We start from the raw sequence: 25,016 nt of genomic DNA, 5'->3' as shown, positions 1-25,016 counted from the left end.
GGGTACGCGACGCAGAGCAGCGCATTTACCGCGATCGTGGCGTCCACAGCGCTGCCGCCGGCGCGCAGCACCGCCAACCCGGCGCCGCTGGCCAGGTGATGCGGCGAGGCGACCATGCCACGGTCGGCGCGGGCGGGTGGGCGGCCGGTGCGGGGTCCGTGCGGTGCGGTCATGTCCTCCCTTTCCGCTCGTACGGTTGCGGGTTGGCGAAGGCCTCGGTGGTGGTGACGAAGCCCCAGCACTGCTTGGTGTTGAACAGCACCGCGTCCTTGCAGTACGCGGGCTGGACGTGGCGGTGGCGTCGGCGATGAGCACCGGGTTGTAGTCGCGGAAGTAGGCGTCCTCCAGGGTGGTGCTGACGCACTGGTCGGCGTTGACCCCGCAGACGTAGAGGGTCTGGATGCCCTGGGTCCGTAGCACCTGGTCGAGATGGGTGCCGTAGAAGCCGCTCATCCGCACCTTCTCGATGTGGATGTCGTCGTCGGCCTGGTAGCCCTTCAGCTCGTCGACCATCTCCGCGCCCCACGACCCGGCGGTGAGCACCGCGCCGTTGTCCAGTTCCTCCCCGATACCGGCCTGGTCCAGGCGATGCTTGAACGAGTGCAGCGTCGGCGCTCCGAGGTTGCGCAGGTCCGGTCGGTTGTGCCAGTAGATCCAGATGACGAACATGCCGTGTCGCCGGGCGGCGTCGATCGCCCGCTGCACGCCCGGGATGGCCGCCCGGCACGCCTCGTGGTCGAGCCCGGAACGTTCGGTCCATCCGCCCGGTGCACAGAAGTCGTTCTGCATGTCCACCACCGCCAGCGCACCCCGGTCCAGGTTGTCGACGAACGGCAGCAGCTCGGCGTCGAACCGGACCAGCTGCCCCTCGGTGTGGTGCGGTGCCAGGTGGACGTAGTCCTCGTAGAGGTACCAGCGGTCGGCGCTGGCACCCAGCTGCACCCCGCCGTCGCCGGTCTCGCGGTAGATCTCCCGGTAGTCGGCCATGTCAGTCCTCACCGTCCGACGGCGCGAACCTCAGCACGACCGGGATGGCACCGGCGACGGCCACCAGGACCAGCCCGGCCCACCACAGCGCCGGCAGGTCGCCGTCGGTGCCCAGGCTCAACGCGGGCAGGGCTGCCAGGAACAGCACCAACGCCAGCAGCAGCCAACGCAGCTCGCTCACGCTTGACTCCTTCCGGTCAGACGAACAGCAGGGTCAGCAGGCCGATCACCACGGCGGCGGCGAGAGTCCAGGGCAGCGTCTTGCGCAGCACCGCGCCCTCCTGGCCGACGATGCCGGCGGTACCGGTGCCGAGCACGATGTTGGCCGGGGCGATGGCGTTGCCGATCGCCCCACCGGCGCTCTGCGCACCGATAACCGCACTCTCGGACAGGCCGGTACCGGACGCCACCCCCTGCTGCAACTGGCCGAACAGCACGTTCGAGGCGGTGTTGCTGGAGGTCATGAAGGCACCGATCAGGCCGATGAGGTTCGCGGCGAAGGCGTACAGCAGGGGCGGTGAGATCCGCTCGATGCCCTGGGCCAGCACGTCGGTCTGCCCCGAGTGCTCCATCACGCCCGCCAGGATCAGGAAGGACAGGATGGCCACCGAGGCCGGCGTGGCGTCGGCCGCCAGGCTCGACCAGATCGGCTGCCGTCCCTCCCGCTCGGTACGGGCGGCGAAAAAGCCCTTGGCCCGGAACAGAAGCCAGGTGACCAGCACCGCGACGATCAGCGAGAAACCCGGATGGGTGAACGGGGCGATCGCCGAGTAGGGCTGTTCGGCCTCGGTGACCACGTCGTAGCCCGTGTTCACCTCCGGGAAGGGCAGGCCGAACTCGATGCGGTCCAGCGCCGCCTCGACCGGCGGGACGGCGAGGGTGAACACGGCGACGGCGGTGAGCACCGCGTACGGCAACAGTGCCCAGGACAGGCTCATCGTCGGCGCGTCCTCGTCCTCGTCCTCGGCCGACTCGTCGGCCTCCTGCTTCATCGCCGGACGGTCCGACACGTTCCGGGCCGGCTCCCGGTAGCGGGACCAGCGGGACAACGGGTAGAGCGCGACAAGCGCCACGGTGGCGGCGAGGAATGTCGACAGCACCGGCTCCCAGTACATGATCACGAACTGGAGGCCGCCGTGGATGACCGAGATGATCAGAATGAACGGCCAGGCCAGCCGCAGTGCCGGCCCCTTGCCGGCCATCCAGGCGATGGCGGCACCCGCCATCAGCGTCACCGGAGCCAGCAGCGCCGCGGTGATCAACGTGGTGGTCAGCTCGTCCTCGAGATCGACCACCTGGAGGGTGGCCAGCCAGCCAACCGCCAGGGTGCCGAACATGTTCGCCCAGGCATGCCCGATCAGCGGGATCACCACGGCGTAGACGGCCCGTACCCCGATTGCGAGCAGCAGCGGCGCCACGATCGCGATGGGCGCGCCGAAGCCCGCGATGCCCTGCATGAAGGAGGCGAAGACCCAGCCGAAGGCGAGCACCAGGAACACGTGGTTGCGGCTGTAGCGGGACAACCCTCGACGCAGCGCGTCGAAGGCACCCGAGGCGGTACCGATCCGGTAGAGCAGCAGCGCCGGCCAGATCACCAGCAGAATGAACACCGCGTCCCAGACACCCTTGCCGGCACCAACCGCGACGGATTCCCACGGCGCACGGAAGAACAGCACGGCGATCGCGACGGCGAGGAACATGCCGACCGGGCCGGCCTGCGGCGCCTTCCAGCGCAGCACCGCCAGCAGCAGCAGGAGCAGGAGGATCGGACTGATCGCCAGCAGCCAGGTTCCGAGGTTGATCGGCAGGGTTGTCTCCGGCATGTCCCTCCTGTCCCGGATGGCGGGTTCGGGCTCCCTTACCCGGCAGAACCGATGACATGCGCTGCGTGAATGACAAATCGCTGCGTAAGCGCTCAAACACCTGCGGCGGTCGGCGTTGACGACAAACATGGTTAGCCTGAGAGGCCAGTGAGATTGCCGCGGCACATGAGGCTCACACGTCGCGAACGAAACGGCGGGGCCAGGTGCTCTTGTAGAGAGCTGCCGTGACGGCGACGAGGAGGAGGCCCGTGACACAACAGACCTGGGACGAAGTTGGCGGTCTGCTGCCGTACGACGAGTTCCGCGCCGCCAGTGACGCGATCGTGACCAACATCGAACAGGTCATCGAGGGCAAGACCGCGACCGTGCGGCTGGCGCTGGCCGTCCTGCTCGCCGAGGGGCACCTGCTCATCGAGGACGTGCCCGGCGTCGGCAAGACCAAGCTGGCCAAGGCCCTCGCGCGGTCCATCGACTGTTCGGTACGCCGGATCCAGTTCACGCCCGACCTGCTGCCCAGCGACGTCACCGGCGTCAGCGTCTACAACCAGGAGACCCACGACTTCGAGTTCCGTCCGGGCGCCGTCTTCGCCAACCTGGTCGTCGGCGACGAGATCAACCGGGCCTCGCCGAAGACCCAGTCGGCGCTGCTGGAGTGCATGGAGGAACGGCAGGTCACCGTCGACGGGGTGACCTACCAGTTGCAGACGCCGTTCATGGTGATCGCCACCCAGAACCCGATCGAGATGGAGGGCACCTACCCGCTGCCGGAGGCGCAGCGCGACCGGTTCACCGCCCGCATCGCCATGGGATATCCGGACCCGACCGCCGAGCTGGCCATGCTCGACGGGCACGGTGCTGTCGATCCGCTGTCCGGGCTGCGGCCGGTCTCCGACGCCGACACCGTACGCCGGCTGATCGGTCACGTACGGCAGGTGCACGTCGCCGACGCGGTCAAGCAGTACGCGGTGGACCTGGTCACCGCCACCCGCGAGTCACCCGACCTGCGGCTGGGCGCCTCACCCCGGTGCACGTTGCAGATGCTGCGCACCGCCCGCGCGGTGGCCGCCCTCGACGGGCGGGACTACGTCCTGCCCGACGACCTCCAGGTCCTCGCCGTTCCGGTGCTGGCGCACCGGATCATCCCCACGGCCGACGCCCAGCTCGCCCGGCGTACCACCGACGCGATCGTCGCCGACCTGGTGCACCGGCTGCCGCTGCCGCACGACCGTAAGCGCTCGCCCTACGACACCCGGCCACCTGCTGGCGGTAACGGCCGGGCCCCCTTCGAGCCCCGGAGGCCGTGACGTGCGTGACGGGCTGCGCGGGCTGACCACCCGCGGCCGCTCCTTCCTGGCCGCGGCGGTGGCGGCGGCCATCTCCGCCGGCATCCTCGGCGAGAAGGACCTGCTGCGGGTGGCCGTGCTGCTGGCCGTCCTGCCGCTACTGGCCGCGCTCTACGTCGGGCGCAGCCGCTACAAGCTCGCCTGCCACCGGTCGCTGGAGCCGCACCGGGTGCCGGTCGGCGCGACCGCCCGGGTGGTGCTGCGGCTGCAGAACATGTCCCGGCTGCCCACCGGCACCCTGCTGCTGGAGGACCGGCTGCCGTACGCCCTCGGCAGCCGACCCCGGGTGGTGCTGGAGCGTCTCGGCGCGCACCAGGCCAGTTCGGTGGCCTACACGGTGCGCGCCGACGTGCGTGGCAGATACGAGGTGGGCCCGCTGGTGGTCCGGATGACCGACCCCTTCGGCCTCTGCGAACTCAGCCGCGCCTTCCCCGGCACCGACCGGCTGACGGTCGTTCCGCAGGTGGTCGGCCTGCCGTCGGTACGGCTGCCCGGGGAGTACACCGGCAGCGGCGAGAGCCGGGCCCGCTCGGTGGCGGTGCACGGCGAGGACGACGCGGCCACCCGGGAGTACCGGCGCGGCGACGACCTGCGCCGGGTGCACTGGAAGTCGACAGCGCGCACCGGCGAGCTGATGGTGCGCCGGGAGGAACAGCCCTGGGAGAGCCGGGCGACGGTCCTGCTGGACACCCGCGCGTACGGCCACCAGGGCGACGGCCCGACGGCCAGCTTCGAGTGGGCGGTCTCGGCCGCCGCCAGCATCGCCGTGCACCTGCGGCAGGCCGGCTACAAGCTGCGCCTGGTGACCGGCTCGGGCGCGGACGTCGACGCCGCCGAGGGTGCCGGCGACGGTCTGCTGCTCGACCAGCTCGCGGAGGTCCGGCTGGACCAGCGGGTCGAGATCACCACCCTGGTGCAGCACGTCCGGCAGCGCGCCGACGGCGGGCTGATCATCGGCCTGTTCGGCTCGCTGAGCACCGCCGAGGCGGAAGTGTTGGCCGGGCTGCGGGCCAACGGCGCCACCTGTATCTGTTTCCTGCTGGACAGCTCCGCCTGGCTGAACCTGCCGACACCCGCGCGGGCCGAGGCCGACCAGGCGCACGACACCGCGGCGCTGGCGCTGCTGCATGCGGGCTGGCGGGTGATCGGCGTCGACCACGGCGGCCGGCTGCCCGCGCTCTGGCCGCAGGCCGGGCGGGGCTCGCAGGGGTTCGCGCTCCGTGCGGCGATGGCCGAGACCGTGGCCGGTGGCGTGCGATGAACGGAAGGTCCCCTCATGATCGCCCATCGGAACCTGGGCCTGGTGGCCGCCGGCGCGACGCTGCTCGCGGCAGCGCCCCTGTCGGCCATCTTCGAGCGCTGGACGTGGCTGGTCCAGGCAGTCATCGCGGTGGCCGCGGTGGCGGCCGCGGCGGCGCTGGCCCGGCTCGGCCGGACCCCGCTGTGGGTGCAGATCCTGGCCATGGTCGGCGGCCTCACGCTCGCCCTGACCTGGCTGTTCCCCAGCGGCAGTGAGCTGCTGGCGGTGCTGCCCACCCCGGCCACCTTCGGGCACTTCGCGGAACTGCTCGGCAACTCGGTCGAGGACATGCGCTCCCACGGCGTGAAGGTCCCGGACACCGACCCGCTGCTGTTCGTCACGGTGCTCGGTATCGGCGGGGTGGCGGTGCTCGTGGACGTGCTCTGCGTCGGGCTGCGTCGCCCCGCCCTGGCCGGTCTCCCCATGCTCGCCATCTACTCGGTGCCGGTGGCGGTCTACGTGGACAGCGTCCCACCGGTGCCGTTCGCGATCGGCGCCGCCGGTTTCCTGTGGCTGCTGGTCACCGACAACGTGGACCGGGTCCGCCGGTTCGGCCGGCGGTTCACCGGCGACGGTCGTGACGTCGACGTCTGGGAGTCCTCGCCACTGGCCGCCGCCGGCCGTCGACTGGCGGTGGTGGGTCTCGCCTTGGCCGTGCTGGTGCCGCTGGCCGTGCCGGGGATGACAGCCGGGTTGATGACCACGCTCAACTCCGGTGCCGGCTCCGGCATCGGTCCCGGGTTCGGGGGCTCCCCCGGCCGGGTCGACCTCTTCGCCGCGCTCAGCGGGCAGCTCAACCAGTCCCAGGTGACCGACCTGGTGACGGTGACCACCACCGAGGAGGAACCGTTCTACCTGCGCTTCGGGGTCGCCGACGACCTGCGTACCGACGGCTTCCGGGTGCGCGGCCCCAACGGTAGGCGGGTCACCGGCGAGCTGCCCGATCCGTCGGGCCGGTCCCTGCCGGGCGTCGAACGGACCCGGCAACGGGCCACCGTGCAGGTCAGCCGGGAACTGAACATGCCGCTGCTGCCGGTCTACGCCGAACCTGTCGGCTTCGGCGAGCTGGGCAACAACTGGTTCTACGACCCGAACCTGCAGGTCGTCTTCTCCAACCGGGAGAACTCCCGGGGCAAGGAGTACTCCTTCGACTACGTGCGCTCGTCGTTCAGTCCGCAGGCGCTGCGGCGGGCCCAGCCACTGCCGGCCGACCTGCCCCTGCGCCGGCAGCAGACCGTGACGCCGGACGTGCCGGAGGTCCGGGCCCTGGTGGAGGATCTGATCCGGGGGGCGCGCACCGAGTACGACAAGGTGCGGGCCATCTACGACTACTTCTCCGAGGACAACGGCTTCAGCTACCGGCTCAGCACCGAGCAGGGCACCAGCGGCCAGGCCATCCTCGACTTCCTGGAGAACAAGGTCGGCTACTGCCAGCAGTACGCCGCGGCGCTTGCCTGGATGGTCCGCGACGCGGGGATCCCGGCCCGGGTCGCCTTCGGGTTCACCAACGGCAGCCGGCGCAGCGACGACACCCTCACCCTGACCAACCGCAACCTGCACGCCTGGACGGAGGTCTACTTCGACCAGATCGGCTGGGTGCCCTTCGACGCCACGCCGGCCTACGGCGTGCCCGGCTCGACCCGCTCGGCGTGGGCACCGGACGTGGACGCCCCGGAGGAGAGCACGCCGCAGGGCGGCGCCGCGGACACGCCCGACGAGACGGATCCGTCGGCCGAGGCGGAGCAGGGACCGAACCAGTTCGAGGAGGGCGAGGACCCGGGGGCGGCGCTCGGCTCCGACAGTCCTGCGGAGCAGCGGCCCATCTGGCCCTGGCTGGTCGCCGCAAGCATCCTGGCACTGCTGGTCCTGCTGGCCGTCCCCGCGCTGCGCCGGCTCGCCCTGCGCCGGCGTCGAGGCCGGCCGGCACCGGCGGTGCGGACGGTCGACTCGCCGGACGCGGCCCCGTCCGCGACCGGGCAACCGGCAATGGTGGTCGCCACCGATCCGGACCGGGCCCGCGCCGACGCGCACGCCGCCTGGGACGAGCTGATCGACACGCTCGTCGACTACCGGGTCGGAGTGGACCGGACGGAGACCCCACGGGCCACCGCGGAGCGGCTGGCCCGGGAGCGGCTGGCCGCGCAGACCGCTGCCGGTTCGGCGGTACGCCTGCTCGGGCGGGCCGAGGAGCGGGCCCGCTACGCCCGCGACCCGTTGACCGGCGAGCCGCTGCCGGCGGCCCTGCGGACAGTGCGTGGCGCTCTCGCCGAGCAGGCGGACCGACGGACCCGGCTGGTGGCGACGGTACTGCCACCGTCGGTGTTGTCCCGGTGGCGCACCGCCATCGCGGACAACTCGTCACGGCTTGTCAACTCCGGCGGGCAGGTGCGTCGGAGGCTGCTGCGGTTCAGTCCGCGCCGGCTGATCGCCAGCCGCGCGGGTCGCTGAACGTCGTTGCCGGCGACCCGAACGGTGTCGCCGGCAACGGCCCACCCATCGATGTCACGTCTGGGTGGCCGGAGAATCTCAGCCCGACATGCGTCCACGGGCGCATCGCTGGCGGCCTGCCAGCGACGGGAATATGACAGCAAGCGGCAGCGGGCAACACGGAGCCCGAAACGGCACCCTGGCCGTTTGCGCGCCACTCACCCCGGGCGGTCGGCCCGGGGTGACGTGCTTCCTCGCGTCAGCGACGGAACGTGGTCAGCGGTGCCCCTCCGGGCGCTGCCGCCACCGGTCCTCCATCCGGTCGAGGAAACCCGACCTCCGGCCGGCACGGCCGCGGGACCGGCGACGACTCGCCGTGCCCCCGACGACGTGCAGGTCGGGTGACTGCGCCCGACGGTGCGACTGCACCGCGAACGCCGCCGAGGCCAGCATGACAACGAATCCCGCCACTGCCAGCGGCGGAGTTTTGATCACCGCGCCATAGACCAGCAACGCCAGGCCAGCGATGATCACGCCGGCAGCGACGAGCAGGCGACGCCGCGCATGGAAGCGCGGATCGCTGGCGCGCACGGCCGAGGCGAACTTGGGGTCCTCGGCAAGCGACCGCTCGATCTGCTCGAACAGCCGCTGCTCGTGCTCCGAGAGCGGCACGGCACTCCTCCCCGGTCACGTTGGTCGGTCCGGTCGGACCGACAGACCGTGGCAGCCAACCGGCTGCTTACCCGCAAGTCTACGAGGGCCCTCGCGCGTCGGAAAGCGGGACGACCTACGGCCGGGTCGGATTTTCATTTCGTCGGGGATCGCGCCCACCGAGAAGACTGGCCGGTCCTATGACGGACCGCCCGAAACGGGCAGCTGCCGCGTCGGCGGCGACCTCCGCTTCCCGCCAGCCCCGCTCCGGCTGCCCCAGCGCGAGCTGCCGCGGCGTCTCGGCCGCCGCCGTCAGTCCCTCCGCCCGGACACCGAGCAGACGAATCCGCTCACCAGGGTTCAACGCGGTGTAGAGCGCCCACGACGTGTCGAACATCTCCCGGGCCACGTCGGTGGGCACGTCCAGGGTGCGGGCCCGGCTCACGGTGCGGAAATCGGCTGTCCGCACCTTGAGCGAGACCGTCCGTCCCACCTGCCCGCCGGCCCGCAGCCGGGCACCGACCTTCTCGGCCAGGGCCAGCAGCGTCCGGCGGATCTTCACCGGATCGTCGACGTCCACGTCGAAGGTGACCTCCGCGCCTATCGACTTCTCCGCGTGCTCCGGGCTGACCCGCCGTGGGTCGCGCCCCCAGGACAGCTCGTGCAGGTGCGCGGCAGCCGCCTCGCCGAGCGCGGTCCGCAGCATGCCCCGCGGAGCCTGCGCGAGGTCACCGACGGTGCGCAGACCGAGTCGCAGCAGCGCCTGCTCGGAGCGCTCCCCCACCCCCCACAACGCGGCGACCGGCAGCGGATGGAGGAACTCGAGCACCTGGTCGGCGGGCACCACGAGCAGACCGTCGGGTTTGGCCCGGGTCGAGCCGAGCTTGGCCACGAACTTGCTCGGCGCGACCCCCACCGAGCAGGTCAGCCCCTGCTCCTCGGCGACCCGCTGCCGAATTCCGGCGGCGATCGCCGCCGGCCGGCCGAAGAGTCGCCGGGCACCGGCGACGTCGAGGAACGCCTCGTCCAGGGAGAGCGGCTCCACAAGCGGCGTGACGTCCCGGAAGATCTGCATGACCGCCCGGGAGGCCGCCGAGTAGCTGGCGAAGTCGGGGGCGAGGAAGACCGCGTGCGGGCAGAGCGCACGGGCGCGCATCGTGGGCATGGCACTGCGTACGCCGTACCGCCGGGCCTCGTAGCTGGCCGAACTGACCACACCGCGCGGACCGACCCCGCCGACCACGACGGCCCGGCCGCGCAGCTCGGGTCGGTGACGGACCTCCACCGAGGCGAAGAAGGCGTCCATGTCGACGTGCAGGATCGGGCACCCGGCGTCGTCGGCGCCGGGCCCGAACCGGGGATCGCCGCCCCGGGGTAGCGACTGGCTGCGGCCCACCCGCGCAGGTTAGCCCGCAGTTGTGACATTCCGGCCGGTCAGCCCCGCACCACAAGCAGCGGAATCGTCATCTCGGTCGCCGTGTCCGCCCCGTGGAAGGCCACCAGCCGGGACACCATCGGCGGTTCCGAACGACTGGCCAGCACGGCGTACGTGTCGTTGCAGACCACCACGACGTCGCCGATCCGGTCCAGGTGCCCGGAGGTCACCGGCCCGAACCGGCCGCTGGCCACCGCCTCCTCCCGGGTCAGCACCCGGGCGGCGGTGCCGAGCACGGCCGACCAGGCGGCCACCACGTCGGCGGTGGCCCCCGGCGCGACATGCAGGTAGCGCACCCGGGGCTCACCCGCGACCACCCGCACCCCGTCGGTCAGCCGCGGGTCGGTGTCCAGGTCGAACCGGTCTCCGTCCGGGATGTCGAGCTGCCCGTGGTCGGCGGTGACCAGCAGCGCGGCGTCGGACGGCAGTCCGTCCACCAGCCGGGCCAGCAACCCGTCCAACTCGGTCACCGCCACCCGCCACGGCAGCGAGTCGACGCCGCTGAGATGACCGTGCCGGTCGACGTCCGGGTGATAGGCGGAGACCAGGGTCGGGCCCGCCCCGGCGGTCAGCGCGGCAAGCGTGGTGGCGGCCACCGCGTCGACCCCGGCCGCACCCCGGTAGTCACCGCCCCGGTTCGCGGCCAGGGTGAGGCCGGTGCCGCCGAACTCCGGCCGGCTCACCACGGTGACCGCCACACCCGCCGCCCGGGCCCGTTCCAGCTGGGTGGGCACCGGCTGCCAGCGCAGCGGATCGGGGTCGCCGTCGAGCCACTCGATGTGGTTGAGCACCCGCTCGGTGCCCGGAACACGCACGGTGAAACCGAGCACCCCGTGCGCGCCGGGCGACGTGCCGGTGCCCAGGGTGACCAGGCTGGTCGGGGTGGTGGAGGGGAAACCGGAGGTGAGTGGCCGGCCCGAGGCGGCGGTCAGCCCGGTCAGGGTCGGCGCGTACGGCGCGGCGGTCGGGATCTGGTACCAGCCGAGGCCGTCGACAAGCAGCACCGCGATCCGGCGCACCCCCGACAGTTCGGCGGCCAGACCGAGCGGGTCCGTGGCACCGGGGACACCGAGCACGGCCAGCGCGCTGGGCAGCACGTCGGCGAGGCTCCCGCCGCCGTATCCCGGCGCGACGACCTCCAGCGGCCGGGCCCGGCCGACCACGCCGGTCATGCCGGGCGGCGGGCGAACAGGTGCAGCTGGGCCGCCATGTCCCGCCAGGGTGCCCGCGCGGCAAGTGTCCGCTCCAACTCGACGAGGGCAGCGGCCTGACCGTCCGCCACCGCCGCGGGCAGCAGGTCGGCGAGGACGCGTACGCCGTGGATCTCCTCGACGGTGAGCCCGGCGGCGGCCAGCAGCGCGGCGGCGCTCTCGACGTCGAAGCGGCGGCGCAGGGTGTCCCGGGCCCCGGCGGCACCCGCCGGGTCGGCGGCCAGCACGGCGGCCACGTCGAGGTGCCCGTTCATCGCCCGGCCGAGCACCGCGGCGGCCCGCCCGGCGACCAGCACGCTCGCCGCGCCACCCGGTCGCAGCACACCGGCCAGCGCGGACACCACAGGCGCCGGGTCGTCGACGACCTCCAGCACCGCGTGGCAGAGCACCAGGTCGACGCTTGCCGGCTCGATCAGCCCGGCCAACGCGTCGCCGTCGCCCTGCACCGCGCGTACCCGCCCGGCCACCCCGGCCTCCGCGGCCCGGCGACTGAGCGCGGCGAGCGCGTCGGGACTGGCGTCGACCACCGTCACCCGGTGCCCAGCCCGGGCCAGCGGCACCGCGAAGCCGCCGGTGCCACCCCCCACGTCCAGCACGGTCAGCTCGGCGGCCGGCCGACGGTCCAACTCGGCGCGCAGCACCGACCAGACCACGGCGGTACGGGGGGTGAGCGGCGGCCCGGCCGGGCCTGGGGTCTGTTCCACCCGGTCGAGCCTAGTCAGCCGGGACCAGATCGCCAGGGGGCACTACCTGCCTGCCGTCGTCCTGCCGTCAGCGGAAGTCGCGGGAGGTGGGGCGGACCGGTGGTTCGATCGCGTCCAACCGGTCGGCGACCAGGTTGACCACCCCCTCGTGCCGCTGCAGCCGTCCCCGCACCACCAACGCCGCGCTGGTGCGGGCCACCCGCCGATGCCGCTGCCACAGCCCCGGCGAGCAGGTGACGTTGAGCATGCCGGTCTCGTCCTCCAGGTTGAGGAAGGTGACCCCACCGGCGGTCGCCGGGCGCTGCCGGTGGGTGACGATCCCGCCGACCCGGATCCGTCGACCCGGCTCCACCCGGCCCAGCCTGTCGATAGGCACCGCGCCCACCGCGTCCAGCTGCGGCCGGATGAACCGGGCCGGATGGCTTTCCGGCGACAACCCGGTGGCCCACACGTCGGCGACCAGCCGGTCCACCTCCTCCATGCCGGGCAGGACGGGCGCCGCCGTACCGGTCACCGTGCCGGGCAGCCGGCCGGGCCGCTCCTGGGCCGCCGCGCCGGCCGCCCAGAGCGCCTGCCGCCGGCTCAAGCCGAAACAGGCGAAGGCGTCCGCGGTGGCCAGCGCCTCCAGTTGCGCGGCGGTCAGACCCACCCGCCGGGCCAGGTCCGGCATGTCGCGGTACGGGCCGTTCGCCACCCGCTCGGCCTCGATCCGCTCGGCCACACCGTCGCCGAGGGTACGCACGCTGGACAGCCCGAGCCGGACCGCCGGACCGCCCAGCCCCCAGGCGTGCGGCGGCTCCCCCGCCCGGCTGCCCCAGCGGGTGTCCGGGGTGGACTCCAGCACCGGCTTCGCGTCGCTGGCGTTGACGTCCGGACGGCGGACCTCCACACCGTGCCGGCGGGCATCGTCGACAAGGGTCTGCGGCGAGTAGAAGCCCATCGGCTGGGCGCTGAGCAGCGCGGCCAGGAACGGGCCCGGGTGGTAACGCTTCAGCCAGGAACTGGCGTAGACCAGGTAGGCGAAGCTCATCGCGTGGCTCTCCGGGAAGCCGTAGCTGGCGAACGCGGTGAGCTTGCGGTAGACGTCGTCGGCCAGTTCGCCGGTGATGCCGCGCTCGGCCATGCCCCGGTAGAGCCGGTCGGCGATCTGCTCCATCCGCTGCACCGACCGTTTGGCGCCCATCGCCCGACGCAGTTGGTCGGCCTCGGCCGCGTCGAAGCCGGCCAGGTCGATGGCGAGCTGCATCAACTGCTCCTGGAACAGCGGCACGCCGAGGGTCTTCTCCAACGCGTTACGCATCAGCGGATGGGCGAAGGTCACCGGCTCCTGGCCGTTCTTGCGCCGGATGTACGGGTGCACCGAGCCGCCCTGGATCGGCCCGGGCCGGATCAGCGCCACCTCGACCACCAGGTCGTAGAACGCCCGGGGCTTGAGCCGGGGCAGGGTGGCCATCTGGGCGCGGCTCTCCACCTGGAACACCCCGACCGAGTCGGCCCGGCAGAGCATGTCGTAGACCTCGGGATCGTCGAGCGCCATGTCGCCCAGATCCAGGCTCATTCCGATCATGTCGTAGCCGTAGTGCAGGGCCGACAGCATGCCGAGGCCGAGCAGGTCGAACTTGACCAGGCCGACGGCAGCGCAGTCGTCCTTGTCCCACTGGAGCACGCTGCGGCCGGGCATCCGCCCCCACTCCACCGGGCAGACCTCGATCACCGGCCGGTCGCAGATCACCATGCCGCCGGAGTGGATGCCCAGGTGCCGGGGGAACGTCTGGAGTTCGTTGGCGTACGCGACCACCTGCTCGGGGATCTCCGGCACGTCCACCGTGGCCACGTCGCCCCACCTGTCGATCTGCTTGCTCCAGGCGTCCTGCTGGCCGGGTGGGAAGCCGAACGCCTTGGCCACGTCCCGCACCGCCGAGCGGGGCCGGTAGGAGATCACGTTGGCGACCTGGGCGGTGTGCTCCCGGCCGTACCGGGTGTAGACGTGCTGGATGACCTCCTCCCGCCGGTCGGACTCGATGTCCACGTCGATGTCGGGCGGCCCGTCCCGCTCGGGCGCCAGGAACCGTTCGAACAGCAACCGGTGCCGGACCGCGTCCACGTTTGTGATCCGCAGCGCGTAGCAGACCGCCGAGTTCGCCGCCGAACCCCGGCCCTGGCAGTAGATGTCCGCCCGCCGGCAGAAGTCGACGATGTCGTAGACCACCAGGAAGTAGCCGGGGAACCCCAGCTCCTCGATCATGTTCAGCTCGTGGTCGAGCTGCGCGTACGCCTGCGGGTGCGCCTCGCGCGGGCCGTAGCGTTCCCGCGCACCCTGCTCGGTGAGGTGGCGCAGCCAGCTCATCTCGCTGTGCCCCGGCGGCACCGGGTACGCCGGTAGCTGCGGCGCGACGAGCTGGAGGTCGAAGGCCAGTTCCGCGCCGAACTCGGCGGCCCGGGCCACCGCGCCCGGGTAGGCGGCGAACCGGGCCGCCATCTCGGCGCCGTCCCGCAGATGGGCGGTGCCCGCCGCGGGCAGCCAGCCGTCGATCTCGTCCAGGCTGCGCCGGGCCCGGACAGCGGCAAGTGTGGTGGCCAGCCGACGCCGCCCCGGGGTCGCGTAGTGCACGTTGTTCGTGGCCACCGTGGGCAGCCCGGCGGCGGTCGCCAACTCGGCCAGGGCGTCGTTGCGGTCACCGTCGACCGGATGCCCGTGGTCGGTCAGCTCCACCGCCACCGTCTCCGCGCCGAACAGCTCGGTGAGCCGGTCCAGCTCGCGGGCCGCCGCGTCCACCCCCTCGGTGAGCAGGGCAGCCGGCACGTGCCCCTTGCGGCAACCGGTGAGCACCAGCACGTGGTCCCGCAGGTCGGCGGCGATCTCCTCCAACTCGCCGTAGACCGGGCGCCCCTTCTCACCGCCCCGCAACTGGGCGCGGGCGATCGTCGTGGCCAGCCGGGCGTACCCCTCGTGACCGTGGGCCAGCACCAGCAGGTGGTTGCCGTGCGGGTCGGGTACGCCGTTCTGTGGGCCGGGCAGCCCGAGGGACAGCTCCGCTCCGAAGATCGTCGGCAGGCCCAGCGCACGGGCCGCCTCGGCGAAGCGCACCACACCGTAGAAACCGTCGTGGTCGGTGACGGCGAGCGCGGTCAGCCCCAACCGGACGGCCTCCTCAGCCAGTTCCTCGGGGTGGCTGGCACCGTCGAGGAAGCTGAAGTTGGTGTGCGCGTGCAGTTCGGCGTACGGCGGCACACCGTCGGGCCGGACCAGTTCCGGCGGTCGGTAGTGCTCCCGCCGCCGACTCCAGGCCGGCGAGTCGCCCCCGTCGGCGTCGACCGCGAGGGGATCCACCACGTGCAGGTGCCGACCCGCACCGCCGCCCTTCCCGCCGGCACTGTCCTTCCCGCCGGCGGGCCGCCCGGAGAGCACCCGCTCCAGCTCCGACCAGGGCAACCGGGGATTGTGGAAACTCACCGCCGCCACCCCGCTGTCGCGCAGGACGCCGTATCTCGTGCCCTCAACCGGCCCGGATGCCCCGACATACCGCACCTGGTGAAGCCCGCCGGCCCGGATACCCCGACATGCCGCAACTCGCCCCCGTCTGCACGGCGCCCCGTAGAGAGGGGGTGAATCTTGGTACGAAACGACCCTCTGAAGGGCTGTTTCGTACCAAGATTCACGTCAGTCATAGATCGCCTCCACAAGCCACCGGCCGGACTCGACGGCGAGCAGCAGGGCGGTGCCGTCGGCCAGGCGGACCTGGAAGCGGGCTCGGCGGCGGGCCTCGGCCGGGGCCCACCACCGCTCGTCGACCGGCCACGGACCGGCCCAACCGACGATCTCGACCCACGCGACCGTGCCACCACGGAGGGCAGCGGCCGAAGAGGGGGTGGCCGAAGCAGCGGTGGCCGAAGCAGCGGTGGCCGAAGGGGCGGCGGCCGAAGCAGCGGCGGCCGAAGCAGCGGCGGCCGAAGGGGCGGCGGCCGAAGCAGCGGCGGCCGAAGGGGCGGCGGCCGAAGGGGCGGAACCCGGGGCGGGAGTGGGGCCGGCGGGCTGCGGCGGCATCGTGCCGATGCTCAGCCGGGCCAGTGGGGCGCTCACCGCCAACCGCGCGCTCACCACGACCGGTGCGCCGGTGGCGTCCAGCACGCTGGCGGCGAGCGGGGCGGGGAGCACCACTGCCGGCGAAGGCGGCGGTAGTCGCCCTGGCCAGGGCGGTACGGCCGGCCCGGAACTCACCTGGCCGCCACCCCGACCCGGCTTCCGCTCGAACCCGACCCCGGGCCGGGCGGAGCCGCTCCCACCCGCCCTCACGGCAGCCGATCCCCCAGCGACGCCAGGACCAGCAGCACCGGGGGCAGCGACACCGAACGCGGCGGCACCGGGGGCAGCGGCATCGGGGGCATCAGCACCGAGGGCAGCAGCACCGAGGGCAGCGGCACCGAGGGCAGCAGCATCGAGGGCGGCGGCGTCAGCAGCGCCCGGAGCAGCGGCGCCGAACGCGGCGGCACCGGGGCCGGCGGTGCCGGGAAAAGCGGTGGCGGGGCCGGCGGTGCCGGGAAAAGCGGTGGCGGGGCCGGCGGTGGCGGGAAAAGCGGTGCCGGGAAAAGCGGTGCCCGGACGGGCCGGGAGCCGTTCGTCGCCCCAGGGCACCAGCCGGGTCTGGTCGGCCGGGGACCGCCCACCGCCGAGCACCGCGGTGACCACCGCCTCGGGGCCGAGCAGACCCTGCACCCGGCTCAGCGCGCGGTGCGCCCGTTCACGTTCCGCGCCGGTCTCCCCCCACAGCCCGGGTTGCAGGCCGGCCTGGGCCAGCACCCCGTCCGGCAGCAGCCGCAGCCGGATGATTCCGGCCGTGGGGCGGGCCGGCCGGTCACCGCCGCGACGGGCACCGGAGAGCCAGCCGTCCAGTTGCCAGCGGACCCGGTCGGCGATCGCCGCCGCGGTGAGCAGCCCGTCGTGCCGCCAGACCCGGTGCAGCTCCTGACCGTGCGCGGTGACCGCCTCGATGCCCAGGCGGGTGCAGGCCAGTCCGTACCCGGCGAGCCGTTCGTGCAGTTGCTCGGCCAGCGTCCGGGCGGCGAACGCTGCCACGTCGATCCGGTCGATCGGCTCGTCCAGGTCGGCGGTGACCGTCAGGTCGACCGGCGGACGACGCACCGCGAGCGGCCGGTCGTCCTGGCCAGCGGCCAGCCGATGGGCCAGTGCCCCGTCGAACCCGAATCGGGCCAGCACGTCGCCGGCGGGCAACGCGGCGAAGTCGCCGAGCGTACGCACCCCGAGCCGGCGCAGCAGGTCGGCCAGGGCGGAGCGGCCGAGCGCCTCGACGGGCTGCCCGGCCAGGAACTCCGCCGTCCCGCCGGGCGGCACGATCCGCCCCTCGCGGGCGGCCAGCCCTGCGGCGAAGACCCCGGCGGCGACACCGACCTGGCTCTCCACCGCGCAACTGAGGGCTACCTGCTCGACGATCCGTTCGGCGGCAGCTTCCTCACCGCCCAGATAGCGGCTCGGTCCCCGCGCGGCCAGCGCGCAGGCCCCGGGGCGGATCACCTCCACCCCGACCGCCACCTCCTCGACAGCGGCCACCACCGGCTCGAACGCCCGCGCGTCCCGCCCCGGATCGTGGTCGACGACGGTGAGTCCGGAGCAGCGTCCCTGCGCCTCCCGCCGACGCAGCCCTCGGCGTACCCCCTCCGCGCGCGCCCGCTCCGAACAAGCGATCACCCGATTGGCGTGCAGCACCGCGACCGCCCCGGTGGCGGGCACCCCGTCGACGATCTCGGCGGCGAGTACCGGCCAGTCCGGGCACCACAGCAGCAGCGTCCGGACCGGTTCACCCACGGCCCGCCACCACCCGCAGGCGAGTGGCACCCGACCGGGCGGCCATGGCCGGACCGGGGACGACCCGGGTCAGGTCGTCACCGGGCAGCCAGACCTTGACCTCCCGGGGACGGGCGGCGGCACCCCGCCCGCGAGCCGAGATGGTCACCTCCCGACGGCGCAGCCGGCCCCGCCCCGCTCCGAGCCCCTGCCAGATCCCCCGGACCACCTGGAGCGTCACGTCCGCGCCGTCCCACCGGCCGTACGGCACCAGCACGCTGCCACGTTGCCGGGCCCGCGCGGCCAACCGGTCGGCGACGGAGGCGGAGACGGTGGACGGAACCGCGGTGACCACCACATCGACCCCGTCGATGAGTGCGGCGACGACTGTGGGCCACTCCGGACCGGGCTGCGGCACCAGGGCGAGCCGGTCCAGGACGATGCCGGCCTCGGCCGCCGCCCCGGCCCCGAAGGTCGGCATCCCGACCACGGCGCACCAGGATCCGGCGCGGGACGCCTCGGCGAGCAGCGCGAGCAACAACGAGGTGGTGCCGCTGGGGCGATGCTGTCCGCCCCCGACCGCGATGGTGCTGCCGCGCCGCAGGCCCCGGTTGGGCAGCAACCCGGTCAGCTCGGGCCGTACGGGCAGCACCCGGTGCCCACCCGCCGGATCGGGTGCGCTGGCCGGGCGGACCAGCCCGGCCAGCGCGGCGGAACCGACCACCATGCGGCCCGCCATCGGACCTCCCCCGTCGTCGCCACGGACATCCGGCCCGTGGATGGTGCTGTCGTGGATCACAGGAACGTGTGCGTGGCGGGGCGGCGTCCGGCCACCCTGGGGTCCCGCCGGTGGTGGCCGGACGCCGCGGCTCAGGCGACGAGACCCTCGATCGCCGGTTGGTGCGCCAGGCCGAGCGCCGCCTCCACCACCGTCACGAACTCCTCGGCGGCGCGGAGCAGGTCGTCGGCCTCCCGGGCGGTGACCACCCGGGGTATGCCGGCCTCGGCGGCGGCCCGTTTGCCGGCACCGAGGGCGAAGTAGCTGGCCCACTCGTCGAGCTCGGGGGCGACGCTGGCGAGCAGCACCCAGACGCTTGTGATCCGGTGGCGGCGGACGGGGGCGGGACGGGCGCGGGCGGCGAGCACCGCTGCGGCGGCGCGCAGGGCAGCGAGATGGGCGGCGGCGTACCGGAGGCCGTCAGGGCCGGTCCGGGCGGCCTCGGCGAGCCCCTGCCGGGCCACCGCGAGCAACTGGACGGGAGTGCGGTGCGGCAGCACATGCGCGGGCACCGTCGGCGCCTGAGCCGGACTGGTCGGCATGGTCTCTCCTCCAGATGAGCCGGGGCGGGTCGGCGCACGACGGAGTCGATCCGTCGACGCGGAAACCCGCGGCGGTCGGTGCGGAGGAAGACGCACCAGGTGAGCGGCCGGCCGGGTGCGGAGCTTCCCCACACCACACCCGGCCGGCGTACCGGCGGGTCCGTCGTCCGCCGCCCGGGGGTCGTTGGGCGGCGGACGACGGCCTGCCTGACGGGCCCGGACTCGCGACTGCCCGGAGCCCAGGTGCGGTCCGCGGCACCGCACCTGTCGGAAGCCGGTGCCGCGAAACACCAGCCTCCGAGAGGGGTTGGAACGAACGTTCGAGGCAATCGAACACTCGTTCTAACTGCTGCTGACAGTACACCCTCCCTCCGACGAAAACGCAACGCACGACGCACACCAACTGCGCCCCGTTGGCCCACACTTGCCGATCATGCAGTTGTGGCGCCGAGAAGCTCCGGGAAAGTCCCACTTACCAGGTGCCACAACTGCATGATCGGCGTGACCGGGGGTGGCCCGGGCGGCGTGGCCGGTGGCGCGGCCGGTTCGCGTACCGGGAAGAATGGACGGCATGCAGTCACACCCGAACGTCCGGGCGGTGCAGGACGCCCTCGACGCCGCGAACGCCCGGAACGGCTCCGACACGCCCGCCACGGTCCGCCTGCTGCCCGACGCCGTGCACACCGCCGCCGCGGCTGCCGAGGCGCTCGGCGTCGACGTCGGTGCCATCGCCAACTCGCTCGTCTTCGACGCCGACGGGACCCCGCTGCTGGTGCTCACCTCGGGCGCGCACCGGGTGGACACCACCGCGCTGGCCACCCGGCTCACCGTCACCCGGCTGCGCCGGGCCACCCCGCAGTTCGTCAAGGAACACACCGGGCAGGTCATCGGCGGGGTCGCCCCGGTGGGTCACCCGCAGCCGCTGCGCACGCTCGTCGACACCGCCCTGGACAAGTACGACGAGATCTGGGCCGCCGGCGGCGTACCCCAGGCGGTCTTCCCCACCACGTACGCCGAGCTGCTGCGGGTCACCGGCGGGACCCCGACCGACGTGGCGTGAACGAGCGAAGCGAGCGAACCATCAGGCACAGCACAGTGGCGCCTCGCGCCGGCGGCGAGCGCAGCGAGGTGGCGGCGTGAGTCACCCGGAGAGCGTCCCCGATCTGGTCACCCTGCACGTGTGGCGGATCGCACCGGCCGCCGTGGGCCGGGCGCTGACCCGGATGGCTGTCGACCCGCGCCGGCTACGTGCCCTGCCCGGCGTACGGTTCGGCAAGCTGCTCGGCACCGGGACCGGCACCGGCTTCGGGGCCGGCGACGCGGACCTGACCCGCTGGGCGGCGCTGACGGTCTGGGACTCCCCCGCCGCAGCCGCCCGGTTCGCCGACTCACCGGTGGCGCGGGCCTGGTCCGGTCTCGCCCGCGCGGGCGTCCGACTCGACCTGCGGCCGCTGACCAGCCGGGGTGAGTGGTCCGGACGGCGGCCGTTCGGTGAGCCCGCCGGTGGCCGGGTCACCGGCCCGGTGCTGGCGCTGACCCGGGCCCGGCTCCGTCCGACCCGGGCACTCACCTTCTGGCGGGCGGTCCCGCCGGTGGCTGCGGCCCTGCACACCGCACCCGGGCTACTGGCCCGCTTCGGCGTCGGCGAGGCGCCGCTTGGCTGGCAGGGCACGGTGAGCGTGTGGCGTGATCCGGCGGATCTCGTGGCGTTCGCGTACCGTCACCCGCAGCACCGGGCCGCGATCAGCCGGACCGAAACCCAGCGGTGGTACGCGGAGGAACTCTTCGCCCGATTCGAGGTGCGGGACGTGGTCGGCGACCGGACGGTACTGGGGTGGGTCACCGACGACGGTGACCCGGCGGAGGGTGAGCGGGCATGAGGTTGGTGCGGTGGACACCTGACGATCTCCTCCGGCGGCTGGACGACGTGGTGGCCGTCTACGGCGAGGCGATGGGTTACCGCGCCGACCTGCTGGAGGCCCGTCGCGGCTACATCGCCACCCACGTACGCCGGCCCGGCTTCCGCGCCGTGGCCAGCCTCACCAGCTCCGGTCACCTGGCCGGGTTCGGGTACGGCTACGTCGGCGCCGCCGGTCAGTGGTGGCACGACCAGGTCTGGCGGGCACTGGACCAGCCCACCCGGCGACGCTGGCTGACCGACTGCTTCGAGGTGGTCGAGCTGCACGTGCGGCCACCGGCCCAGGGGCACGGACTGGGTGCCGGGCAACTGCGCGCCCTGCTCACCATGGCCGAGGGCGCCACCACCCTGCTGTCCACCCCGGAGGCTGACGAGCAGACCTCACGCGCCTGGCGGCTGTACCGCCGGTTCGGCTTCGTCGACGTGCTGCGCGACTTCCGGTTCCCCGGTGACGAACGTCCGTTCGGGGTGCTCGGCCGGGATCTGCCGCTGCCCGTGCCGGGAGCGACACCACAGGCGTCGGTGCCGACCCCGCCGCCCGCACGGTCATGACCGCACGACCACCGGCCCGTGGCTACGCCTGGGCGCTGCTGGCCCTGCTGGTACTGGCGCAGATCTGCTACCCGCTGACCGGCGGGGTCACCCGGGCCCGGCTGACCGTGGCCACAGTCGTGCTCGGCTACCTGCTCTCGGTCGGTCACGCCCTGGTCACCCGGGGGCCACGGGCGGCGACGGCACTTGTCGCGGTGGCCACCGGCGGCGGGTTCGCCATCGAGGCGCTCGGCGTGGCCACCGGCTTCCCGTTCGGCAGCTACGACTACTCCGGCCAGCTCGGTCCGAAACTGGCAGGCGTTCCGCTGATCATCCCGCTGGCCTGGACCTGGATGGCCTGGCCGGCCTGGTTGGCGGCCACCCGACTCACCGGCGGGACACCCGGTCGGTGGCGCTGGCCGGGTCGGATCGCGCTGGCCACCGTCGGGTTGGCCGCCTGGGACCTCTTCCTCGACCCGCAGATGGTGGCCGAGGGGCACTGGGTGTGGCGGGATGCCACGCCGGCCCTGCCCGGGCTGCCCGGCATCCCGGTCAGCAACTACCTGGGTTGGCTGCTGTTCGCGGTGCTGATGATGACCGCGCTGCGCCCGCTCGCCGGGCCCACCGTGGCCACCACCGGCGCCGACGACCATCCGATGTACGCGCTCTACCTGTGGACGTACGGCTCCAGCGTGCTGGCCCACGCCGTCTTCCTCGACCTGCCCGCCTCGGCGGTGTGGGGCGCGGTCGGCATGGCGGTGGTCGCCGTACCGCTGGCCGTCACCCTGCTGCGGGCCCGGCGCACCCGCGACCGGGACACCGGTTCGCCACGCTCCCCGGTCGACGTGGTGGCATGACCCTCGCGCTGGTCCTGCTGCTCGGCGTCACCCTGCTGACCACGCACACGGTGGTGAACGCCGGCCGCTGGCTGCGCCGGCCGGCCGACCGACCGGCGCAGGTCACCGAGACGGTGGCGGTGCTGCTGCCGCTGCGCGACGAGGCCGACCGGGTCACCCCGTGCCTGCGCGCCCTGCTCGCCCAGCGGGGAGTCCCCGGGCTGCGGGTGGTGGTGCTCGACGACGGTTCCACCGACGGCACCGCCGAGGTGGTCCGCGCCGTCGTCGCCGACGACCCCCGGGTCACCCTGCGCACCGGAGTGAACCCGCCGCCGGGCTGGCTGGGCAAGCCGCACGCCTGCTGGCAGTTGGCCACCGGCGTCGAGGAGCCGGTCACCGCGTTGGTCTTCGTGGACGCCGACGTGGTGCTCGACCCGTACGCCGTGGCCGCGGCGGTCACCGAACTGCGCGCCGCCGGGGCGACGCTGCTGTCGCCGTACCCACGGATCGTGGTGCGGACGGCAGCCGACCGGCTGGTGCAGCCGCTGTTGCAGTGGTTGTGGCTGACCTTCCTGCCGCTGCGGGCGATGGAGCGTTCGGCACGACCGTCGCTGGCCGCGGCCGGCGGGCAGTTCCTGGTCGTCGACCGGGCCGGCTACCTGCGGGCCGGTGGGCACGCGGCGGTCGCCGACCGGGTCCTGGAGGACATCGAGCTGGCCCGGGCGGTGAAGCGGGCCGGTGGCCGGATCGCCCTCGCCGACGGCTCCCGACTGGCCAGCTGCCGGATGTACGAGGACTGGTCGCAGCTGCGCGACGGCTACACCAAGTCGTTGTGGGCCTCGTTCGGTCATCCGGCCGGCGCGGCCGTGGTGCTGGCCCTGCTGCTGGCGCTCTACACCGCGCCCCCGCTGGTGGCCGTGGCGGCGCTGCTCGCTGGTGCGCCGGCGGTGGCCGGGGTCGCCGGGGTCGCGTACCTGGTGGGGGTGGCCGGGCGGGTGGTCAGCGCCCGGGCCACCGGCGGCCGGGCCTGGCCCGACGCGCTGGGCCACCCCGTGTCGGTCGCGGTCCTCGGTTGGCTGACCCTTCGGTCGTACCATCTGCGCAAGCGGCGGCGCCTGTCCTGGCGGGGCCGCCCGGTCGGCTAGTGCGGTGTTCAGGCGTTGACGGTGTCGCCGCGGGATCCAGGCGGCGATCCGGCAAGGCACCAAGGGCTGGGGGGACGCGACATGGCGCGGATCGTGGTCGTCGGCGCCGGGGTGGGTGGGCTGGCCACCGCGGCCCGGCTGGCCGTCACCGGACATCAGGTGACAGTCCTCGAACGTGCCGACGAGGTCGGCGGCAAACTCGGCCGGCACACCCGGGACACCCCCGAGGGCTCGTTCCACTTCGACACCGGCCCCAGCCTGCTCACCCTGCCCCAGGTCTTCCACGAGCTGTTCGAGGCGACCGGGGCGAAGCTCGACGAGTATCTCGACCTGGTGCCGCTGGACCCGATCGTGCGGCACGTCTTTCCCGGCGGCGGCCCGGTGCTCGACTCCTGCGCCGACCCGACCGAGTTCACCGACCGGATCGGCGTGGCCCTCGGCGACCGGGCCGCCGCGGACTGGCAGCGGTTGTGGCGGCGCGCCGGCCGGGTGTGGCGGGCCTCCGAACGCGACATCCTGCGCCGCCGCGTCGACTCCCCCCGCGACCTGGCCCGGTTGGCCTGGCGGCTGGGCGACCTGGCCGCGATCCGGCCCGGCCAGAGCCTGCGTGGGCTGGGTCGCACCCTGATGTCCGATCCGCGACTGCGGATGCTGCTGGACCGGTACGCCACCTACACCGGCGCCGACCCGCGCCGGGCGCCGGCCGCGCTTGTCGCGGTCCCCTACGCCGAGCTGGCCTTCGGCGGCTGGTATCTGCGCGGCGGGCTGGGCACCCTCGCCGACGCGCTGCTCTCGCGCTGCCTGGACCTGGGGGTGGTGGTGCGGACCGGCACCACCGTCAGCCGGATCGACGCGGTGGGTGGCCGGGTGCACGGGGTACGCGTCACCGACTCGGCGACCCCGATCCCGGCCGACGTGGTGGTGGCGAACGTCGACGCGCTGAGCGTCTACCGTGACCTGCTGCCCGATCCGCGCCGGCTGGCTGGTCTCACCGACCGCAGCCTGGCCGGTTTCGTGTTGTTGCTCGGCGTACGCGGCGACTCCGGGCTGGCCCACCACAACGTCTTCTTCCCGCGCCACTACGACGCCGAGTTCGACGCGGTCTTCGGTGACCCGGGACGGGGGGTGCGGGCCCGCCCGGCCATCGACCCGACGGTCTTCGTCACCGTGGCGGACGACCCGGCGGTCCGCCCGGCCGGGCACGAGGCGTGGTTCGTGCTTGTCAACGCCGCCCGGCAGGGCACCGCGCCGGGGGCCGTCGACTGGCGTCGGCCGGGCCTGGCGCAGGCGTACGCCGACCGGATCCTCGACGTGCTGGCCGAACGCGGCGTGGACGTACGCGACCGGCTGGTGTTCCGCGACGTCCGTACCCCGGCCGACCTGGCCACCGCCACCGGCGCACCGGGCGGCACCATCTACGGCACCGCCGGTGGCCTGCTCCGGCCGGCCAACCGGGGACCGGCCCGTGGCCTGTGGCTGGTCGGCGGCTCCAGCCATCCGGGTGGCGGCCTGCCGATGGTGACCCTGTCCGCGCAGATCGTCGCCGACGCGATAGGCCCCGCCTGGTAGGTCAGTCGGCGTCGAC

20 protein-coding genes are annotated in these 25,016 nt (G+C 73.6%); 9 read left to right on the top strand and 11 right to left on the bottom strand.

Going from position 1 to position 25,016, the window contains the following annotated elements:
- The 3 genes from CLT74_RS30055 to CLT74_RS30045 all read right to left on the bottom strand — a co-directional run.
- Nucleotides 1–999, bottom strand: a 999-nt coding sequence (locus CLT74_RS30055; RefSeq protein ID WP_199172289.1) for a cysteine hydrolase family protein, incomplete at its 3' end; no start/stop codon positions are given.
- Nucleotides 989–1,168 carry a hypothetical protein gene (locus CLT74_RS30050; protein ID WP_099851002.1) on the bottom strand — a complete coding sequence of 60 codons (180 nt, stop codon included), beginning with the start codon at nt 1,166–1,168 and terminating at the stop codon, nt 989–991. The genes CLT74_RS30050 and CLT74_RS30055, both read right to left, overlap by 11 nt.
- Nucleotides 1,169–1,184: 16 nt before the next feature.
- Nucleotides 1,185–2,810, bottom strand: coding sequence for an L-lactate permease (locus CLT74_RS30045; protein ID WP_099851000.1), 1,626 nt, complete (start codon nt 2,808–2,810; stop codon nt 1,185–1,187).
- 248 nt (nt 2,811–3,058) lie between these two features.
- Here CLT74_RS30045 and CLT74_RS30040 point away from each other — a divergent pair, with 248 nt between their 5' ends.
- From CLT74_RS30040 to CLT74_RS30030, 3 genes are read left to right on the top strand one after another with little or no spacing between them, the layout of a single operon-like run.
- Nucleotides 3,059–4,114, top strand: coding sequence for an AAA family ATPase (locus CLT74_RS30040; protein ID WP_099850998.1), 1,056 nt, complete (start codon nt 3,059–3,061; stop codon nt 4,112–4,114).
- A gap of 1 nt (nt 4,115) precedes the next feature.
- Nucleotides 4,116–5,414 (top strand): DUF58 domain-containing protein, encoded by a 1,299-nt coding sequence (locus CLT74_RS30035; protein ID WP_099850996.1) that lies wholly within the window; start codon nt 4,116–4,118, stop codon nt 5,412–5,414.
- Between the two features lie 15 nt (nt 5,415–5,429).
- On the top strand, nt 5,430–7,901 hold the full coding sequence (locus CLT74_RS30030) for a transglutaminase TgpA family protein (protein WP_099850994.1): 2,472 nt from the start codon (nt 5,430–5,432) through the stop codon (nt 7,899–7,901).
- Between the two features lie 255 nt (nt 7,902–8,156).
- Here the strand turns inward: CLT74_RS30030 and CLT74_RS30025 are convergent, their stop codons facing one another.
- The 8 genes from CLT74_RS30025 to CLT74_RS29990 all read right to left on the bottom strand — a co-directional run bounded on the left by CLT74_RS30025 (nt 8,157) and on the right by CLT74_RS29990 (nt 19,001).
- On the bottom strand, nt 8,157–8,552 hold the full coding sequence (locus tag CLT74_RS30025) for a DUF3040 domain-containing protein (protein WP_099850992.1): 396 nt from the start codon (nt 8,550–8,552) through the stop codon (nt 8,157–8,159).
- A gap of 115 nt (nt 8,553–8,667) precedes the next feature.
- Nucleotides 8,668–9,927, bottom strand: a complete 1,260-nt coding sequence (locus CLT74_RS30020) for a DNA polymerase IV (protein ID WP_099850990.1) — start codon at nt 9,925–9,927, stop codon at nt 8,668–8,670.
- 38 nt (nt 9,928–9,965) lie between these two features.
- Nucleotides 9,966–11,138, bottom strand: coding sequence for an alkaline phosphatase family protein (locus CLT74_RS30015; RefSeq protein ID WP_099850989.1), 1,173 nt, complete (start codon nt 11,136–11,138; stop codon nt 9,966–9,968).
- Nucleotides 11,135–11,899, bottom strand: a complete 765-nt coding sequence (locus CLT74_RS30010) for a methyltransferase domain-containing protein (RefSeq protein WP_099850987.1) — start codon at nt 11,897–11,899, stop codon at nt 11,135–11,137. The genes CLT74_RS30015 and CLT74_RS30010 overlap by 4 nt, the downstream gene beginning before the upstream one ends.
- A gap of 49 nt (nt 11,900–11,948) precedes the next feature.
- Nucleotides 11,949–15,335, bottom strand: a complete 3,387-nt coding sequence (locus tag CLT74_RS30005) for an error-prone DNA polymerase (protein ID WP_099853466.1) — start codon at nt 15,333–15,335, stop codon at nt 11,949–11,951.
- A gap of 207 nt (nt 15,336–15,542) precedes the next feature.
- Complete coding sequence (locus CLT74_RS30000; protein WP_099853462.1) at nt 15,543–17,702, bottom strand: Y-family DNA polymerase; 2,160 nt, start codon at nt 17,700–17,702, stop codon at nt 15,543–15,545.
- Nucleotides 17,695–18,420 (bottom strand): hypothetical protein, encoded by a 726-nt coding sequence (locus CLT74_RS29995; RefSeq protein ID WP_099853459.1) that lies wholly within the window; start codon nt 18,418–18,420, stop codon nt 17,695–17,697. The genes CLT74_RS30000 and CLT74_RS29995 overlap by 8 nt, the downstream gene beginning before the upstream one ends.
- Nucleotides 18,421–18,551: 131 nt before the next feature.
- Nucleotides 18,552–19,001: an SAV_6107 family HEPN domain-containing protein gene (locus CLT74_RS29990; protein WP_099850983.1), complete on the bottom strand. Its 450-nt coding sequence runs from the start codon at nt 18,999–19,001 to the stop codon at nt 18,552–18,554.
- Between the two features lie 571 nt (nt 19,002–19,572).
- Between CLT74_RS29990 and CLT74_RS29985 the strand changes: the two genes are divergently transcribed.
- The 6 genes from CLT74_RS29985 (at nt 19,573) to CLT74_RS29960 (ending at nt 25,000) form a co-directional block, all read left to right on the top strand.
- Nucleotides 19,573–20,061 carry a YbaK/EbsC family protein gene (locus CLT74_RS29985; protein ID WP_099853456.1) on the top strand — a complete coding sequence of 163 codons (489 nt, stop codon included), beginning with the start codon at nt 19,573–19,575 and terminating at the stop codon, nt 20,059–20,061.
- A gap of 76 nt (nt 20,062–20,137) precedes the next feature.
- The gene (locus tag CLT74_RS29980; RefSeq protein WP_099850981.1) at nt 20,138–20,881 is read left to right on the top strand and encodes a monooxygenase; all 744 of its coding nucleotides are present in this window, start codon (nt 20,138–20,140) and stop codon (nt 20,879–20,881) included.
- Complete coding sequence (locus CLT74_RS29975) at nt 20,878–21,471, top strand: GNAT family N-acetyltransferase (protein WP_099850978.1); 594 nt, start codon at nt 20,878–20,880, stop codon at nt 21,469–21,471. Before CLT74_RS29980 ends, CLT74_RS29975 begins: the two co-directional genes overlap by 4 nt.
- Complete coding sequence (locus tag CLT74_RS29970; RefSeq protein WP_099850975.1) at nt 21,468–22,307, top strand: carotenoid biosynthesis protein; 840 nt, start codon at nt 21,468–21,470, stop codon at nt 22,305–22,307. The genes CLT74_RS29975 and CLT74_RS29970 overlap by 4 nt, the downstream gene beginning before the upstream one ends.
- On the top strand, nt 22,304–23,431 hold the full coding sequence (locus tag CLT74_RS29965; protein ID WP_099850973.1) for a glycosyltransferase: 1,128 nt from the start codon (nt 22,304–22,306) through the stop codon (nt 23,429–23,431). Before CLT74_RS29970 ends, CLT74_RS29965 begins: the two co-directional genes overlap by 4 nt.
- A gap of 81 nt (nt 23,432–23,512) precedes the next feature.
- Nucleotides 23,513–25,000, top strand: a complete 1,488-nt coding sequence (locus CLT74_RS29960) for a phytoene desaturase family protein (RefSeq protein ID WP_099850970.1) — start codon at nt 23,513–23,515, stop codon at nt 24,998–25,000.
- Nucleotides 25,001–25,016 lie beyond the last annotated feature (16 nt).

The organism is Verrucosispora sp. CNZ293, assembly GCF_002754655.1.
Note: the sequence above shows the minus strand (reverse complement) of the source record. Positions and strands in the feature narration are given on the sequence as shown.

What these genes read in the sequence shown, in the direction of transcription:
- CLT74_RS30045 (WP_099851000.1), bottom strand. Translation starts at nt 2,810, where the DNA reads ATGCCGGAGACAACCCTGCCGATCAACCTCGGAACCTGGCTGCTGGCG.
- CLT74_RS29990 (WP_099850983.1), bottom strand. Translation starts at nt 19,001, where the DNA reads ATGCCGACCAGTCCGGCTCAGGCGCCGACGGTGCCCGCGCATGTGCTG.
- CLT74_RS29975 (WP_099850978.1), top strand. Translation starts at nt 20,878, where the DNA reads ATGAGGTTGGTGCGGTGGACACCTGACGATCTCCTCCGGCGGCTGGAC.
- CLT74_RS29960 (WP_099850970.1), top strand. Translation starts at nt 23,513, where the DNA reads ATGGCGCGGATCGTGGTCGTCGGCGCCGGGGTGGGTGGGCTGGCCACC.
- CLT74_RS29970 (WP_099850975.1), top strand. Translation starts at nt 21,468, where the DNA reads ATGACCGCACGACCACCGGCCCGTGGCTACGCCTGGGCGCTGCTGGCC.
- CLT74_RS29995 (WP_099853459.1), bottom strand. Translation starts at nt 18,420, where the DNA reads ATGGCGGGCCGCATGGTGGTCGGTTCCGCCGCGCTGGCCGGGCTGGTC.
- CLT74_RS30015 (WP_099850989.1), bottom strand. Translation starts at nt 11,138, where the DNA reads ATGACCGGCGTGGTCGGCCGGGCCCGGCCGCTGGAGGTCGTCGCGCCG.
- CLT74_RS29985 (WP_099853456.1), top strand. Translation starts at nt 19,573, where the DNA reads ATGCAGTCACACCCGAACGTCCGGGCGGTGCAGGACGCCCTCGACGCC.
- CLT74_RS29965 (WP_099850973.1), top strand. Translation starts at nt 22,304, where the DNA reads ATGACCCTCGCGCTGGTCCTGCTGCTCGGCGTCACCCTGCTGACCACG.
- CLT74_RS30030 (WP_099850994.1), top strand. Translation starts at nt 5,430, where the DNA reads ATGATCGCCCATCGGAACCTGGGCCTGGTGGCCGCCGGCGCGACGCTG.